The organism is Iocasia fonsfrigidae (genome assembly GCF_017751145.1).
GTDB lineage: Bacteria > Bacillota > Halanaerobiia > Halanaerobiales > DTU029 > Iocasia > Iocasia fonsfrigidae.
In genome coordinates this window covers 881,846-899,130 of the sequence record NZ_CP046640.1, presented here as the reverse complement: position 1 = coordinate 899,130, position 17,285 = coordinate 881,846, and the positions used below count along the sequence as shown (strand labels likewise).

The window sequence follows — 17,285 nt, the reverse complement described above, 5'->3', positions numbered from 1 at the left end:
TTAATCACTACTCCCGGTTATTATCTGATCATAAGGCTCATATAATTTGTTTTTTCTCCTTACATAGAGCCCTTCTCTTTTAATATTAATTAAAGGAACCTCCTTTATCACTTCAAAATATTCACCTAATGCCCTGACAATTTCAAGAGGCCTAATATTCCCCCGGCTACCAGTACTAACAGTAAACTCCCAGAGGGAATCCCTGATTACCTCAATTTTATAGATTAAGGGTCTTAAATCAATAACCCGATCATCCTTATTTCTTCTATACCTGATTATCCTGATTTCCGGTAAAGACATAAACTCCCTTATTAGCTTTTCTTCATCCTGTTTACCATCAAAATCCATCTTAATTTGATAGACAGCAGTATTTATCACTGCCATCAATGACTTAACACTATCTGAAACCACCCTTGCCTCCAGTAATTTAATTCCTTCAGGCAGCTTTTTATTTAAACGATCTACAAAATCCTCTTCCCTAATATCTTCATTTAATTCCAGATCAAAATATTCATTCTCACCTTCCATACCGACAGGGAGCGGCTGGCCTAAGGCCAGCTTCTGATGTGGATTATACCCCTCTGAATAAGAAACAGGGAGTCCTGCCCTTCTATTGGCCCTACGTAGGAGAGCCATCAACTCCAGATGAGATATATAGTGAACAGGTTTTAATTTAGCAAATTTAACCCTCATCAACATTAATTATCACCAACTAACTCCAGTTTCGTATTTAATTCACTGCAAATATCACAACCAGTACACCCAGCATTTCGGCAGTCTTCAGTAAGAACCCCTTTTTCTGCCAGTTGGTATTCCTGCTGTAAAAATTCTTTACTAACCCCCATATTAATATGATCCCAGGGAAGGATCTCATCTACATCTCTGGCCCGCAAATACTCTTCTATACTTAATTCATTCTCTTGAAAAGCATGCCGCCAGTTTTCAAAATCAAAACTATCACTCCAGCCGTCAAAACGACAGCCCTTCCTCCAGGCTGATTCCAGCACCGGACCCAGGCGTCTGTCACCCCTTGAAAAAACCCCCTCTAACAAACTCAGCTCAGGGTCATTCCAACTCAGGGAAAGCCCTCTGCCTTTAATATTATTAATTAGGTAATTCTGCTTACTGACTATCTCTTCCCTACCATCCATCTTAGCCCATTGAAAGGGGGTAAAAGGTTTGGGAACAAAGGTCGAAACACTGACATGTATCTTAATTGCCCTCATTCGCTTTTTCCGCTGACTTCTAATTGACTTACCAAGTTTTAAAATATCCTTAACCAGTTTGCTGATACCTGCCAGGTCCTCATCCTGCTCCAGGGGGAGTCCCATCATAAAATAAAGTTTTATTGTTGACCAACCTTCTTCAAAGGCACCCTTTACTGCCTCAAAAATATCTTCTTCATTAACACCTTTATTGATAACATCTCTTAAACGCTGTGTACCAGCTTCAGGTGCAAAAGTCAAACCAGATTTCCTTACCCGTTGAACCTCTTTGGCCAGATTAACAGAGAAACGGTCAACTCTTAAAGACGGTAAAGAAATACTTATTTTCTTATCCTCATAACGATGAGCCAGGCTCTTAACCAGACCAGCTATATCACTATAATCTACTGCACTAAGTGAAGTCAGGGATAACTCTTCATAACCTGTACTTTCTAGTATTTCATCTGCCAGTCTAATAACTGTCTCTTTCTTGCGTTCCCTGACAGGACGATAACTTATCCCTGCCGCACAAAAACGGCAGCCCCTGGTACACCCCCGGGCAATCTCAATAACAGCCCTATCATGTACAATATCATGATAGGGTACAATAAAATCAACAGGATAAAATGCCTCGTCAAGATTAGAGACAATCTGCCTGGAGATAGAGGGTTTTACACCCTCTCTGTTAATAAAAATCTCGCTAACTACTCCACCTTCTTTATATTTTAGATCATAAAAACGGGGCACATAAACACCAGGCAATTGACTTAAATGATACAAAATTTCTTCTCGTTTTAGACCCTGTTTCTGTAATTCTTTATATTTCCTGACAAGAGTAACTATCCCCTCTTCTGCTTCACCGATAAAAAATAAATCTATAAAAGAAGTCAGCGGCTCAGGGTTATATACTGTTGAACCACCTGCAATAACAAGGGGATATGCCTCATCCCTGTCCCTACTATATAATGGTATATTAGCCAGGTCAAGCATATTTAAAATATTTGTATAACTCATTTCATATTGCAAAGTAAAACCAAAGATATCAAAATCCCTGATTTCCCTTCTGCTTTCTAAAGAAAACAGTGGTATTTCTTCTTTTCTCATCAAGTCTTCCATATCCGTCCAGGGGGCATATACCCTTTCACAGAGAATATCCCCCTGCTGGTTTAAAAGGTGGTAAATAATCTTTAAACCTAGATGTGACATGCCTATCTCATAGAGATCAGGAAAGGCCATTACAACCTTGGTCAAGTCAGGTTGCCAGTCCTTTTTAATTACATTCCATTCATTACCTATATACCTGCTGGGTTTAGTAACCCTATATAGAAGTCCTTCAAGCCTGTTAGAAAGGTCCATTAATATCACCCCTAATAATATCTTTTCTCCGATTCTAAGATTATATCCCTAATTGCTTTTGTTTATAAATATTTACACTGATAATATATCCTTAATTAGAATATCTTTTTTATGATGGCAGAAATAGGTCTTCAATAATTTTGTCTCTGTTATAATACCACTTATATCCCCTTTATCTACAACAAAAAAGAGATTATACCTACTGGGATTTATATAATACACCGCTTCCCGTACAGGCAAAGAGATATCTACCACCTCTCCTGCCAGTTCTTTAACTTTCATATCCCCGAGAAAATCACTCCGCTGTGTAAGAAAACGTAGAAAATAATAAAGGATTTGTTTCTCTTCCTTCAAAGCAGCTGTATACACAAAAAAAGCCAGACAGAGAATCCATATATTAGACCTGGCCAAGACAATAGCCAGCAGAGCAAAAATACCACAAATAAAAGCAATATATTTTGATATCTTGACAGCTGCTAATGTACCCCTCTTAAAACCAATTTTTAAAACAAGCAAACCCCTGAGTACCCGCCCACCATCAAGAGGCAGAGCAGGTATTAAATTAATACTGGCAATGATAAGATTGTAATTTATAAATATCTGTAAGATTTCATTCTGCTTATGAGTTGTTAACTGATAAAACAAAAGAAAAGCAAATGCCAGGAGATTAGCCATTGGACCAGCCATTGATACTATTATCTCTTTAATTGGTTCCATTTCCAATAAGCCTTTATATTCAGCCATACCTCCAAAAGGAAATAACTCCAACCTAGTAAAACTATAGCCTAAGTACCGGGCAAAAATAATATGTATCAGTTCATGAAGAAAAACAATTGTAAAAGCTATCAGGGCCTCTTTAATCATACCTACAAAAAAAAATAAAAGAAGCACTAATAAAAAAAGGGGGTTAACCCTTAAAACCAATCCCGGAAACCCCATTATAATCCCCCCTCTTTAATTATATATTTTAAAGAGGGAAAAAATATACTAAACAGTTTTAGTTGTTAATTAAAAGATGATTTTCTTCCTTCTTAGATTAACATTAATCACCAGACCAATAGCAATCATTGAGGTAAGTACACTACTCCCACCATAACTTATAAAGGGAAGAGGAAGACCAGTTATCGGCATCAGGCCCATTGTCATACCAATATTTTCAATAATATGAAAGAAAAACATTGCTGCCACCCCAGTAGCTATCAAACGCCCATAATCATCCCGAGCCTTACTAGCCACTTCAAGTATCTGCCATAACAGAAAAAAACAGAGTAGGATTACTATAATTACCCCCAGAAAACCGAATTCCTCCCCAATAACTGAAAAAATAAAATCTGTATGTTTTTCAGGCAAAAACTCCAGCTGACTTTGGGTACCAGCAAATAATCCTTTTCCCAGCAGTTTCCCTGAACCCAGGGCAATTTTAGATTGAATTATATTATAGCCTCTACCATAGGGATCTAAATCAGGATTTATAAAAATAATTAGTCTATTTAACTGATACTCTTTTAAGAAAAATAATGGTACATTCAGATATATATGTGACAATATATATGCTACTACAGACAAAAAACCACCACCAAAAACACCCAGCATGATCTTTAGATTGGCACCCGAAACAAAAAGAATACCTATGAAAATAGCAAGCAATACTAAAGAAGTCCCCAGATCATTCTGTAAGATAATTAACACAAAAGGTACCAGCACATATATAAATGGTTTTACAAAACCAAATATATGTTTTAAATCATCCTTTTTTTCATCAATAACAGCCGCCAGTACAAGAATAAGCATTATTTTTGCCAGTTCAGAGGGTTGAAAATTAATAGGGCCAAAATTTAACCATCTTTTTCCCCCAGCAACTGTATGCCCTACTACAAGGATAATTCCCAGAATTCCAATTGTTGATAGGTAGATAATATCAGCATAATACCTATAAACACGGTAATCGAAGAATTGAATTATTATTACAAGAATACATCCCATAATAGCAGCAGTAACCTGCCGTTGAACATATATTAGTCCCATAGAATCAGTCTTATTTAATTCAAGGGCACTACTAATGGCAATAATACCAATTATAATTAATAAAAAGGCAGTTAATGGAATATACCAGTTGAGATTTTTTATAAGTTTTTTGTTCCATGACATAATAAAACCCTTCTATACCGATCTCTTTAATGGAAAATTAGCAATTAAGGCCATCATTCCATCACAGCGGTTAAGGTTCATTTTAATTTTCTCTTCATCAACATCAATATATTTACTTAAGACAGCAAGCAGCTCTTTCTTCATTTCTTCCATCTCATCAGGTGATAGTTTTATTCTATCCTGTATCAAAATGAATTGCAACCGTTCCTTTGCCACACTCTTACTGGATTCATGTTCATCATTCTTAAGCCCCATTTTCCTTAATAGATCGATAATAACCCCCTCCTCCTTAACTTTTTTATTTACTATGCTAAGCCAACAATTTTCTTTATTTTCGTAAGCAAGGTATCTTTTTCCAGTGACATTAATGGTAATTCCTCGCCCTCAATACGTCGAGCGATATTGTTAAAAGCTGAACCGGCCTTCGATTTATCAGCCTTAAGTACAATCGGTTCCCCCCGATTGGTGGATATAACAATATTTTCATCCTCAGGTACTACCCCCAGTAAATTAATAGCCAGTATCTCAATCATATCATCAATATCCATCATATCACCTTTTTCAACCATATCAAGCCTTAAACGGTTTATAATAACTTCAGGCTCGTTAAGACCCTCTGTTTCAAGTAGCCCAATAATCCGATCAGCATCCCTAACGGCAGATACCTCAGGTGTAGTTACTATAATAGCTCTATCAGCACCTGCTATAGCATTTTTAAATCCCTGTTCAATACCAGCAGGTGAATCAATAATAATATAATCCATATCTTTTTTAAGTGTTTCTGTTAACTCCTGCATCTGAAAAGGTGTAACCGCAGTTTTATCTCTGGTCTGGGCAGCCGGTAACAAAAAGAGATTATTCTGCCTTTTATCCCTGATCAAAGCCTGTTCCAAACGGCAATTACCCTCAACCACATCTACAATATCATAAACTATCCGGTTCTCCAGACCCATAACCACATCGAGATTCCTTAAACCTATATCAGCATCAATTAAACAAACCCTTTTATTCATCATAGCTAATGCTGTTCCCAGATTAGCTGAAGTTGTTGTCTTACCTACACCACCTTTACCAGATGTTATTACAATTACCTTCCCCATCTTTGGGTTCCCCCTTCATTTATCTAATTATTTTAACTGCAGTTCCTCAACAATAATAATACCATCTTTAATATAAGCCCTCTCAGGATTAACTGGCTGAAGAAAACGTTTATCATCAGGAGAGCGAGAGAAAATAGTTCCTATCCTCAACTGGGTGGGCTGCAATTTAAGAGCTATAACCTGGGATTCCATCGAACCAGCTGCCCCAGCATGGACAACCCCCCTTAACTTACCAATAACAAGTATATCCCCCCCAGCAATAACCTCTGCCCCAGGGTTTATATCCCCAATAACAACAATATTAGCAGGATATTTTATTCTCTGACCAGAACGGATAGTCCTGTTAATCAAAATCGTATCCATAGTGCGGGGCTTTACCCTGCTTTTCTCATTAAGGAAATAAATATTATCAACTCTTTTATATTTTTCCAGGATATTAATAAGCTCTTTCATCTCTTCCAGGGAGAAAATACAATCATTTTGATTTATATAAAGGTCAATTCCGGCAAAAAAATCACCCGCTTCTTCAATACGATTTAATAATGCTTCCTTTATTTCTTCAAAACTTTTCTGGGAATTAAAATTAATAATAACTCCCTTTGAACTCACCCGAAAAGAGACAGCTTCTCTCATTTACTAAAACCCCTTTGTTTAGCTTCTAATCTTGCATAATATATAAATTCGTTAAAAAAGCTGAAAATCCTTTTTATTGGCACTTAAAAACTGCTGTCCTCTATTATTTCCTCCTCTTCCTCCACAGGTATCCCAAAATAATACTCGAAGATATCTGCTGCAATCGGCAAGGTATAGGCACTAGAATTACCATTTTCCAGAAAAACCAGGACAGCAATCTCAGGGGTTTCAGCCGGGGCAAAGCCAGCAAAAAAACCATGGTTAGGCCTGCTTGTCCCGGTCTGGGCTGTACCAGTCTTACCAGCTATCTTTACTGGAAAATCTCTAAATATTCTTGAGGAAGTACCCCTATTTGAATTAGCACCCTTGATCATTCCCTCACGTAGTATTCTAAAAGTATCCTTTTTAAAGGGTAAGTTGGAATTAATCACTGGTTTATAATCAATAACTATATTACCATCTGAATCAACAATCTTATCAACCAGATATGGTTTATACAGTGTCCCACCATTAGCTATAGCACTTACCATATCTATTAACTGCAGTGGTGTTGTTAGCAGACTGCCCTGTCCAATCGAAAGATTAACTGAATCCCCAGGATACCATCCTTCATTATGCCTCTGGCGTTTCCAGGCTTCATCAGGTACCAGACCACTTTTTTCACCAGGTAAATCTATCCCGGTTTTTTTACCAAGACCATAGTAACGCGCTGTCTCAGATAATTTTTCGCCATGGTATTCTTGATATAAACGGTAACCTAGTTGGTAAAATATAATATTATTAGAACTGGCAATAGCATCAGTAAACCTTACTTTTCCCTCAGCATATCTCTTCCAATTTTTATAAGGTCTCGACCAGTTAGGTATATAAAATTTTGCGGTTCGGTCATTAAATATAGTATCAGCATCAATACCGAGGTATTCAATAGCGGCTGTCCCGGTAACCAGTTTAAAGATTGAACCTGGGGGAACAGTTGCCCTTATTGGCCGGTTAACTAATGGATCCAGAGGATCATTCATTAAATCATTATATTTACTAAGTGATAAACCCTCAGCAAAATCATTAAGATTATACCCAGGAATACTACATAGCGTAAGAATTTCACCAGTATTAGGATTCATTACAATTGCTGCTGCTCCTGTAGGTGTATGTAGATTGGGATCAGTCTCAGCAATTTCTCTCAAATACAGAAAGTTTTCCTGTAGTAATTTTTCTGTATATTCCTGGAGCTCAAAATCAATATTTAAAACCAGATCATTGCCTTGTACAGGTGGTTTTATACCTAGTACCTTAACCTGTTCACGATGACTATTTACCTCAACTTGTTCTATCCCATCAATTCCATTCAGGTAAGTCTCATATTCTTTCTCCAGACCGGTAATACCAACAATATCACCCCCACTATAATTATAACCATCTTTTCTTAAATCCCTAAGGTCTTCAACCCCTATCTCACCAAGATAACCAAAAAGATGGGGTGCAAGATTTCCATAAACATAATCCCGAATCGATGATTCATTTACTAAAATACCTGGTAAACCATCATAATTTTCCTTAATTACTACCATATCTTCAGTGGAAATATTCCTTTTAAGGATTATTGCCGAAGAACCATCAATATCACCCTGTGAATAATTTTCCATAAGGAATTCCTTGTTTAGAGCAGTCAGGGTTGATATTTTATCTATTAATAAATGGGCAGTAATACCTTCCGGTATTTCATTTGGTAAGATATAGAGGTCATATGACAGCCTATTTGATACCAATATATTACTATTTCTATCCAGAATCCTGCCTCGAGGGGCAGCTATCGGCCTCTCTGAAATCCGATTTTCCTCAGAGAGACTGTAGTAATATTCTCCCATATAAAGCTGTAACTGACCTGCCCGTACTATCAGTACAATAAAAAACAGAACTATTATCATCTTAAATACAAAAATCCTCTTTTTACTCATAGTAACTGCCCTCGCTGTTATCAATCCTATAAATTATCGGGTAGACTATTAGGCCTATTAGTCCATTAAGAACTGCTTCAGGTAGGATTAAATTACATAATACTACCCAATAATTAACAGTAAAAAGCAGGTTTTCAGAAAGGAGAATAAGTAGTGTTTCATTGACAATTGTAGCTGCAAATATAAGCAATGTGGCAATAATATATTGTTCTTTAAAAAAATTACCTTCAATCAAACCAACAACAATCCCAATAAAGGTTTTGATGACAGTAAAAACACCAAAAAATCCGCCTAAAAAAAGGTCCTGGAGACTACCAGCTATAAACCCAAACCCAGAACCATATTTCCTACCCCTTATTAAGGCTATTATTACGACCAGTATGAGCAGTAAATCAGGTTTCACCCCCAAAAAAACTAAAGAAGGAGGGATAACTAGCTGAATTATTAAAGTAAGCATCATAAGTAGTAAATAAACAAAAAATCTACCCATATTAAGCCCTCCTAAAAATTAGTTATCACCAGTACCTCTTCAAGGGTTTTTGTGTCCAGAAATATATCAATCACAGCCTTTTGAGAAAGACCATAATTATCTTCTTCAACCTCAACAACTGTACCAATCGGAAGCCCTTTAGGGTAACTATTTGATAAACCTGAAGAGACAATAATATCCCCTTTTAATATATCACCTTCAGGGCTTTTGTTATTCCAGGGTATATTTTCCATAATATTTCGAGTTGGATCCACTTCCCTTTTTACTATCCCTACAGCCCTTGAATCAGAACGTTGAACAATTCCCCCGACAACAAATTCCGAATCACTTATAAGTAGAACCTGTGCTGAATTAGCAGCCAGGTGATTTATTCTACCTACTAAGATACCATCATAGCTAAGCACTGGCATTCTTAATTCCAGACCGTCCTTCTCTCCTCGATTAATAATAATAGATTTTTTCCAGTGAGAAGTACTATAGCCTATTACCCGGGCACCCAATGTATCATAAGGAACAAATTCCTTAAAAGATAAAAGGTCTCTTAAACGCTCATTTTGATTTACCAGGTAATTAGTCATCTCCTGTTTAAGCTTAAGTTCACTTAATTCCTTCTTCAATTCCTGATTTTCCTCTATCAAATCATTAACATTAGTAATACCCCGCCAGTAATTACTTACTAGATCACAAAAACCTGTAAAAATATTCAGGACTGGGGAAATAATATTAAAAATCCCTCTCTCCAACCAGTTAAATAAGGGGATATCAATATCAGAGAAACTCAGAAACCCCAGACCAACAATTATTATTACCACTACAAGTGATATTATTAAGGTCGAACCTCCAAAATATCTCAAGTTACTCCCTCCTTAGGATATTTTTTTGGGAGTAATCAACACCCTTTTTAATGATTTTATCTCTTCCAGGGCAACACCAGTACCCTTGACTACACAGTCCAGCGGGTCTTCTGCTATATGGACAGGCATCTGGGTCTCCTTAACAAGTAATTTATCAAGACCTTTTAATAAAGCCCCCCCACCTGTTAAAATAATGCCTCTGTCAATTAAGTCAGCAGATAATTCAGGTGGTGTCTGCTCCAGGGTATACTTAACAGCTTCAACTATACTCATAACCGGTTCCTTAAGGGCTTCTCTGATTTCAACTGCAGTAATCTCCAGTGTCCTGGGAAGACCAGATACCAGATCACGCCCCCTTACTTCCTTAATTGCCTCATCTTCACCTTCTACAGCAGAGCCAATACCCATTTTAATCTCCTCAGCTGTTCTATCCCCAATCATAAGCTTATATTTTCTCTTTATATAATGAACAATAGCCTCATCCATTTCATCTCCACCTATGCGTATAGAACGGCTACTTACAATTCCACCAAGGGAAATAATAGCTACCTCAGTAGTACCCCCACCAATATCAACCACCATATTACCAGTTGGTTCATGTACTGGTAGACCTGCACCAATAGCGGCAGCCATCGGCTCTTCAATGAGATATGCCTCACGGGCACCTGCATGTGTAGCAGCATCAAGTACTGCCCTTTTTTCTACCTCAGTAACACCTGAAGGCACACAGATTATAATCCTCGGTCTTACCATTCTGGTCCGTTTATGTGCTTTAGTAATAAAATATCTGATCATAGTTTCAGTGACATCAAAATCTGCAATAACACCATCCTTCATCGGTCTCACTGCAACAATAGTTCCCGGCGTTCTTCCTATCATCCTTTTAGCCTCTTCACCAACAGCCAGTACATTTTCTCTATTTTCCTTTAAAGCTACAACTGAGGGCTCTCTAATCAAAATTCCTTTTCCTTTTGCATATACTAAAGTGTTTGCTGTGCCTAGATCAATCCCCAGATCACGTGAAAAAGGTGCACTAATATAATTAAATACCATTATTATTCCCCTTTCTATATCCTAAATAATTCCCTTTTCTCTCATACTAATAAAAATACCATCACCAATAATAATATGGTCTAAAACATCAATTCCTATAATTTTTCCAGCTTTAATTAGTCGCTCAGTAACATTGATATCATCTTTACTCGGCTCTGGAATCCCACTGGGATGATTATGAGCCAGTATGACTGCTGCTGCACTATTTCTTATGGCTTCTTTAAATACTTCACGGGGATGTACTATCGAACTTGTTAAACCTCCTTTACTAATCAAAGGCATCTTGATCAGCTGATTTTTAATATCAAGTAGTACTAATTTAAATACTTCCTGAGTTAAATAGCGGAGCTCTGGCATCAGTAAATAAGCTGCATCTTTTGGTGATTTTATTACCTCTTTTTCTTCACCAGCCAATGTACCCAGCCGCCGACTCAACTCAGCTACTGCTTTAAGCTGAACCGCCTTAGCCAGACCAACACCCTTTATCCCTGTCAATTCATTAATACTTAAATAATTTAAGGATTTTAATCCCCCGAAATAATTTAAGATATCCTGTGATAATTCTACAGCAGTCCTTTTTTTATTGCCAACCCTGATTATTAAGGCCAGTAATTCAGCATCTGACAAACTCTCTGCACCATTCTTTACCAATTTCTCCCGGGGGCGCTCTTCTGCAGGCAGTTCCTTAATGGTAAACCTGTATTCCAGCACACCCATTATTCTTTTCTCCCCTTCCCCCTGTTAACTTAGAACAAAGTGATCTAACGGCCATCCAGACTTAATCAATAATTATTAATTTTTACTTAGGAATATTTCTTACATAAAGTTAACTACTTATCATAAACCAGACAAATATATTTGTCGGTCTTCAAAGCAATAAAGTCTATATCACAGTAATGTCAAACTCCTTTAACATAAGAGCCAGTTTATGAACAGGGAGCCCCATAACAGTAAAATATGAACCATCAATCCTTTCTACAAAAATACTACCCAGGCCCTGTATCCCGTATGAACCTGCTTTATCCATCGGCTCACCTGTTTTCACATAACTAAGTATTTCCTGCTCAGTCATACTGGACATATATACATCTGTTCTGTCATGATCAAGTAGTAATTTATCATCATCAGTTCGATAAAGAGCTATACCGGTATAAACAGCGTGTTTTTCTCCCTGTAATCTATTTAACATAGCACAGGCTTCTTTTTCATCTGCCGGCTTACCTAATACCTCATCATCCAATACTACTACAGTATCAGCAGCAATTACTACTGTATCCTCAACCAGGCTAGCAACCTTGCGCGCCTTATTGGCAGCAAGTTTTTCTACCATTTCAGCAGGTGCTAATCCCTGAAACCTATCCTCATCAATTTTACTAGGAACAATTGTAAAATCAAAACCAAGTCTATTTAATAATTCTCCACGCCTGGGAGAAGCCGAAGCAAGTATTATTTTAGACATGCTCAACCCCCTTTACAAAATACCGATTTAAATAACTTAAAGTATAATATGTAACAAGTCCTACTCCAAGCCCTGTTGGAACCGCCAGTAAAATTAAATATGGCAAATAATAAAATATACCTGGATTAGCAATAATATAATATGCTGTCACTATCTGCCCTAAATTATGGAATACTGCCCCCAGAATACTGATTCCAAGCAGGCTGAACCTCTTTCCCAGATAATAATAAGCGCCATACATAAATAGAAAGCTCAATAAACCACCAGCAATACTTAAATAGAAATTAATTGTCATCAAAGTACCTGCCATTAATGAAGCCAAGATAATCCTCATCATCAAGATAAGAAATCCCCCTTGAAACCCAAAAAGAACTATCCCCATGAGACTAACAATATTAGCTAGCCCAAGTTTTGCACCCGGTACAATAAAGGCCATTGGCAGCATAGCCTCAACAAAATGAAGAATTAAACCAAGTGAAACCAGTAAGCTAATTAAGACTATTTTGCGGGTCCTCTCCATTATAATAACCCTTTCTATAGTTTTAATTATTTATCTTTTAACTATTGTATATTAATTCAAGATAGAATTCTGTTTCCCTTTAGAAATTTTCAAAAAAAAATAGGTAAATTTAGTTATCTAAGATACTACCATGAAACACCATCAAATTCAGGCTCCGCTGCCTCTATCCAGATAGATATTTGATTAGGAACACAGATAATCATTGGGCCAGGCTGATCAATCCAACCCGTTTTTTCACATATTTTCTCCGGATCAGACTCAGGTGCTTCAAACATCCTTACCCTACCCTGAAATGCCTCCACAATACTTGTACCTATCGGACCAGCAATTTCAATCCTTAATGCTTTATCACCATAAGTATCAGACAATGGTATCCTTGCCTGTATTATACCAGAGGACTGTATTACTATTTCTCCATCTATAAGATTATTTCCTTCGGTCGTAAGTCCTATCAAAGGTAATACTATAAAAAAAACACTTCCTAATAATAGTAGTACAATTAATATTTTATCATATAGTGTTAAAAGATTCCATAATTTATCCATTTGCCCTATTCCTTTCCAGAAATAAACCAACTGTTTAGTCTACTTTAATACCACTATTATATTCAGTTCAATTGTAACATCTTTCCTACACAAAGTCTAGTTATCAAAACAGTTAAAAAAACCCGCAGCCTCATCAACTGCGAGTTTACATAATTAAGTAAAACATTATAAAACAGACAAATATATTTACTGGACGACTCTAGAAATTATCCGTAGGCAGGACGTCTTCAAACTCAACCTTAATAGCCCCTTTAACCTTACATACATCATAACAAATCCCACATTTAACACATATTTCCGGATCAATACTGTGCTGCTCTTTTAACTCACCTTCAATTGCTTTAACAGGACATTCCCGGGCACACCTGGTACAGCCCACACAGTTATCAGTTATTTCTATCTCCTTGACCCTTTTTCCTTCAAATTCAATAGCACCTGTTGGGCACTTTTCAGCACACAGACCACAGTTAATACACTTACTGTAGTCAATAACCGCCAGATTATTCTCTATTTTAATTGCCTCTACTGGACAGACTTTAGCACAGATACCACAGCCGATACAGCCAAGTTCACAGATACCACGCACAAGTTTTCCACTGTCATGGGAAGAACACCTGATATGATTCTGACTTGATATAGGTGCCAGGGTTATAATCCCTCTTGGACAGGCTTGCACACATTTACCACATCCAGTACATTTCTCTGGATCAATTACTGGTAGTCCATTCTCACTCATTTCAATGGCATCAAATGGACAAACAGCTGCACATTCTCCCAGACCAAGGCAGCCGTACTGGCAAGATTTTGTACCACTACTTACCATATTAGCAGCACTACAGGTTTTTATACCGCGATATTCTGAGGGCTGCTCAGTTTCCTGCCAACCTCCATTACAGAGAATCTGGGCAAGCTGTTTCTCTCCCGAACCAGCTGTTGCTCCCATAATCTCAGCCACCAGTGCAGCAACTTTATCTCCCCCGACAGGACAGCCATCTACAGCAGCCTCACCATTAACAACCGCTTCTGCAAAGTTACTACAACCAGCATAACCACAAGCACCACAATTAGCGCCAGGTAATACCTCTTCTATTTGGTCTATTCTTTCATCCCTCTCAACATGAAAAGCCCTAGCAGCAAAACCCAGTCCAACTGCTAATAATGCGCCTAAGCCCCCCATACTGAGGAGAGAATTAATATAAATTGATTCCATTTTATCTCACCTCCGAGGTCCGTACATTTTTTTATATATAAACTACATTGAAATCAAGCCGGAAAAACCCATAAAGGCCATGGCCATAATACCTGCAATAAGCAGAGTAATCGGTACACCCTTAAGTACCTCAGGCACATCTGCAAATTCAATAGTCTCCCGCAAACCAGCCATCAGAGAGATAGCTAATGTAAATCCTACCCCAGCACTAAAACCAAAAACAACACTCTCAATAAAATTATAGCCATTTAAGGGAATTAAGAGTGCCAGACCCAGGATAGCACAATTTGTCGTGATCAAAGGCAGAAAAATCCCCAGGGCCTTATAAAGAACAGGACTACTCTTTTTAATAAACATCTCTACAAACTGCACCAGTGAGGCGATTACAATAATAAAAGAAACATATTGTAAAAACTCAAGACCATAGGCTTCCAGGATAAAGGTATTTATTAACCAGGTAGCAGCTCCGGTAATAGTCATCACAAAGGTTGTTGCCATTCCCATACTAAAAGCCGTCTCAACCTGTCTGGATACCCCCAGGAAAGGACAGATACCAAGAAACCTGACCAAGATAAAATTATTAACCAATACAGTACTAACAAAAAGTAGTACAATCTGGGTGAATTGTTCCATTATTCCTTCACCCCTTTTCTAGAAATATAATTCATCAACCCAACCAGTATTCCCAGTGAAATAAAAGCACCAGCTGGAAGGATCATAATAATCATCGGTTCATACCAGCCGCCTTCAGCAGCCAGCTTAAAGATTTGAAAACTAAAGATTGAACCCATACCAAGTAATTCGCGTACAACACCAAGCAGTGTCAGAGCCCAGGTAAAACCAATTCCCATTCCAACTGCATCAGCAATTGAATTTAAGAGTGGATTTCGAGAAGCAAAGGCCTCATTCCTACCTAATATCAGGCAGTTTACCACAATTAGCGGAATAAATAAACTTAAGGAAGCAGCAATCCCCGGAAAAAAGGCCTTGAGAAAATAATCTACAAAGGTAACAAATGTAGCAATTATTAAGATATAACTCGGTATCCTCACATCATTTGGTATTAACTTTTTTATTATGGAAATAACAATCTCAGAGGCCAGTAGAACAAAACTGGTAGCTAGACCCATAGCCAGTCCATTTGTAGCAGTATTGGTTACCGCCAGTGTTGGACACATACCAATCACCAGTCTGAAAATCGGGTTTTCATTCCAGAGCCCATTTTTAAAATCCTTTAATAACTGCATTACATACCACCCCCATAGGCCCGCCTAAGTTCCTGTACAGCCTGCTCAACTATAGTAGTAACCTTATCAGATGAAATAGTCGCCCCTGAAATGGCCTCAACTTCACTTGCTTTCTCTACAGGCCTCTTTACTACCTGATAATCACCAAAGGGTTTATCTGTAAAGTTTTTCAGGAAACCCTCTCCTTCAATATTAGCACCAAGCCCGGGGGTTTCTGAATGTTCCAGTATCCGAATACCATAGATAATACCCTGGGTCGGATTAGCCCCAAGCATTAATTCTATCTCTCCCTGGAAACCTCCACCTGTAAGACTGACAGCAACCTCACCGGCTTTATTACCTTCAAAGAAAGTAACACCATTTTTACTTACTTCAGTATAATCATCTGATTGAGGGAGAACAGCCAGGATAGCCTCTTTTTTTCTTTGAGCTGCATGTTCTGCTATCAATGGTTTAGTCCATTGAAAAACAAAGGCCAGCACTAAAGCAGATATAAGACCCAGAACAGTTAATGTCAAAACTAATTTCTTCATCAGGAAGTCACCTCCCCAAAACTACGCGGCCTGGTATAACGATTAAGGAGGGGAACAGCAGTATTCATCAATAAAATGGAGTATAATACCCCTTCTGGATACCCACCCCAGATACGAATAATTACTACCAGAGTTCCAGCCCCAATACCAAATATCCAGCGGCCCATTTTAGTTATTGGTGAAGTTACCATATCAGTAGCCATGTAAAAGGCCCCTAACACAAGACCACCAGCTAGTACATGAAAAATTGGATCCTGACCAAAAATCATAGATAAAATAAAAACAGAAGCAATCATACCTGCTGGAATCCGCCAGCTGATATATCCTTTATAAATCAAATAAGCGGCACCTAGCAAAAGAGCAAAAGCTGATGTCTCTCCCAGAGAACCACCAATATGACCTATAAAGAGATTCCAATACTCCGTTATCTCTCCTTTACCAGCTAAATTAAGTGGTGTTGCAGTTGAAACAAGATCTACATTTCTTCCAGCTAACTGGCCTATTAACATCTTGACAGAAGAGCTCCCACTATTTATCGGAGCTACCCAGGTCGTCATCTTGACAGTATAGGCTGCCATTAGAAAAGCCCTACCAACCAGAGCAGGGTTAAAAGGATTATAACCTAATCCCCCAAAAACCTGCTTGCCTAAACCAACTGCTACAACACTACCTAAAAAAACCATCCATAAAGGCATAGTAGGGGGAAGTGTTAAAGCCAGTAATATTCCAGTTATAACTGCACTCCCATCATCAATAGTAATCTTTTTATTCCTTACCTTTTGAAAAATAAGTTCTGTTAAAACCGCTCCTATAATACTTACAATAATGATAGCGAGGGCCTGAAGCTTGAAAAAGTATACCGCTGCTATTACAGCAGGTAGAAGAGCCAACACTACCGACCACATAATCTGACTTACAGTAGTTACATCCCTTACATGAGGGGATGATGAAACTACTAATTGCTGATTATTATTCAT

The 17,285-nt window shown here is 37.8% G+C and carries 20 protein-coding genes; all 20 read right to left on the bottom strand.

Going from position 1 to position 17,285, the window contains the following annotated elements:
* The 20 genes from GM661_RS04355 to GM661_RS04260 all read right to left on the bottom strand — a co-directional run bounded on the left by GM661_RS04355 (position 1) and on the right by GM661_RS04260 (position 17,285).
* Positions 1–699: a TIGR03936 family radical SAM-associated protein gene (locus tag GM661_RS04355; protein ID WP_230868902.1), complete on the bottom strand. Its 699-nt coding sequence runs from the start codon at positions 697–699 to the stop codon at positions 1–3.
* Positions 699–2,561 carry a TIGR03960 family B12-binding radical SAM protein gene (locus GM661_RS04350; protein WP_230868901.1) on the bottom strand — a complete coding sequence of 621 codons (1,863 nt, stop codon included), beginning with the start codon at positions 2,559–2,561 and terminating at the stop codon, positions 699–701. The genes GM661_RS04355 and GM661_RS04350 overlap by 1 nt, the downstream gene beginning before the upstream one ends.
* 72 nt (positions 2,562–2,633) lie before the next feature.
* Positions 2,634–3,500, bottom strand: a complete 867-nt coding sequence (locus GM661_RS04345) for a M50 family metallopeptidase (protein WP_230868900.1) — start codon at positions 3,498–3,500, stop codon at positions 2,634–2,636.
* Positions 3,501–3,569: 69 nt separating this feature from the next.
* Positions 3,570–4,709, bottom strand: coding sequence for a rod shape-determining protein RodA (gene rodA / locus GM661_RS04340; protein ID WP_230868899.1), 1,140 nt, complete (start codon positions 4,707–4,709; stop codon positions 3,570–3,572).
* Between the two features lie 12 nt (positions 4,710–4,721).
* Complete coding sequence (gene minE, locus GM661_RS04335; protein WP_125988497.1) at positions 4,722–4,964, bottom strand: cell division topological specificity factor MinE; 243 nt, start codon at positions 4,962–4,964, stop codon at positions 4,722–4,724.
* A gap of 50 nt (positions 4,965–5,014) precedes the next feature.
* A complete protein-coding gene (minD, locus tag GM661_RS04330; protein ID WP_125988495.1) occupies positions 5,015–5,809 on the bottom strand; it encodes a septum site-determining protein MinD in 795 nt (264 codons plus the stop codon).
* Positions 5,810–5,836: 27 nt separating this feature from the next.
* Complete coding sequence (gene minC, locus GM661_RS04325) at positions 5,837–6,442, bottom strand: septum site-determining protein MinC (RefSeq protein WP_230868898.1); 606 nt, start codon at positions 6,440–6,442, stop codon at positions 5,837–5,839.
* Positions 6,443–6,525: 83 nt separating this feature from the next.
* Positions 6,526–8,397, bottom strand: coding sequence for a penicillin-binding protein 2 (mrdA, locus tag GM661_RS04320; protein ID WP_230868897.1), 1,872 nt, complete (start codon positions 8,395–8,397; stop codon positions 6,526–6,528).
* Positions 8,390–8,887, bottom strand: a complete 498-nt coding sequence (mreD, locus tag GM661_RS04315; RefSeq protein WP_230868896.1) for a rod shape-determining protein MreD — start codon at positions 8,885–8,887, stop codon at positions 8,390–8,392. The genes mrdA and mreD overlap by 8 nt, the downstream gene beginning before the upstream one ends.
* Positions 8,888–8,898: 11 nt before the next feature.
* Positions 8,899–9,741, bottom strand: a complete 843-nt coding sequence (mreC, locus tag GM661_RS04310; RefSeq protein WP_230868895.1) for a rod shape-determining protein MreC — start codon at positions 9,739–9,741, stop codon at positions 8,899–8,901.
* Between the two features lie 12 nt (positions 9,742–9,753).
* Positions 9,754–10,794, bottom strand: a complete 1,041-nt coding sequence (locus GM661_RS04305) for a rod shape-determining protein (RefSeq protein WP_230868894.1) — start codon at positions 10,792–10,794, stop codon at positions 9,754–9,756.
* A gap of 21 nt (positions 10,795–10,815) precedes the next feature.
* The gene (gene radC / locus GM661_RS04300; RefSeq protein ID WP_230868893.1) at positions 10,816–11,511 is read right to left on the bottom strand and encodes a RadC family protein; all 696 of its coding nucleotides are present in this window, start codon (positions 11,509–11,511) and stop codon (positions 10,816–10,818) included.
* 166 nt (positions 11,512–11,677) lie between these two features.
* Entirely contained in the window at positions 11,678–12,253 is a 576-nt protein-coding gene (locus GM661_RS04295; RefSeq protein ID WP_230868892.1) for a Maf family protein, read from the bottom strand.
* Positions 12,246–12,773, bottom strand: a complete 528-nt coding sequence (locus GM661_RS04290) for a Gx transporter family protein (RefSeq protein WP_230868891.1) — start codon at positions 12,771–12,773, stop codon at positions 12,246–12,248. Before GM661_RS04290 ends, GM661_RS04295 begins: the two co-directional genes overlap by 8 nt.
* A 125-nt stretch (positions 12,774–12,898) precedes the next feature.
* The gene (locus GM661_RS04285; RefSeq protein WP_230868890.1) at positions 12,899–13,318 is read right to left on the bottom strand and encodes a NusG domain II-containing protein; all 420 of its coding nucleotides are present in this window, start codon (positions 13,316–13,318) and stop codon (positions 12,899–12,901) included.
* Between the two features lie 199 nt (positions 13,319–13,517).
* Positions 13,518–14,528 (bottom strand): RnfABCDGE type electron transport complex subunit B, encoded by a 1,011-nt coding sequence (locus GM661_RS04280; RefSeq protein ID WP_230868889.1) that lies wholly within the window; start codon positions 14,526–14,528, stop codon positions 13,518–13,520.
* Between the two features lie 42 nt (positions 14,529–14,570).
* Entirely contained in the window at positions 14,571–15,161 is a 591-nt protein-coding gene (gene rsxA, locus GM661_RS04275; RefSeq protein WP_125988477.1) for an electron transport complex subunit RsxA, read from the bottom strand.
* Positions 15,161–15,775 carry an electron transport complex subunit RsxE gene (gene rsxE, locus GM661_RS04270; RefSeq protein ID WP_125988475.1) on the bottom strand — a complete coding sequence of 205 codons (615 nt, stop codon included), beginning with the start codon at positions 15,773–15,775 and terminating at the stop codon, positions 15,161–15,163. Before rsxE ends, rsxA begins: the two co-directional genes overlap by 1 nt.
* A complete protein-coding gene (locus GM661_RS04265; protein WP_125988473.1) occupies positions 15,775–16,308 on the bottom strand; it encodes an RnfABCDGE type electron transport complex subunit G in 534 nt (177 codons plus the stop codon). The genes rsxE and GM661_RS04265 overlap by 1 nt, the downstream gene beginning before the upstream one ends.
* Positions 16,308–17,285 carry an RnfABCDGE type electron transport complex subunit D gene (locus tag GM661_RS04260; RefSeq protein WP_230868888.1) on the bottom strand — a complete coding sequence of 326 codons (978 nt, stop codon included), beginning with the start codon at positions 17,283–17,285 and terminating at the stop codon, positions 16,308–16,310. Before GM661_RS04260 ends, GM661_RS04265 begins: the two co-directional genes overlap by 1 nt.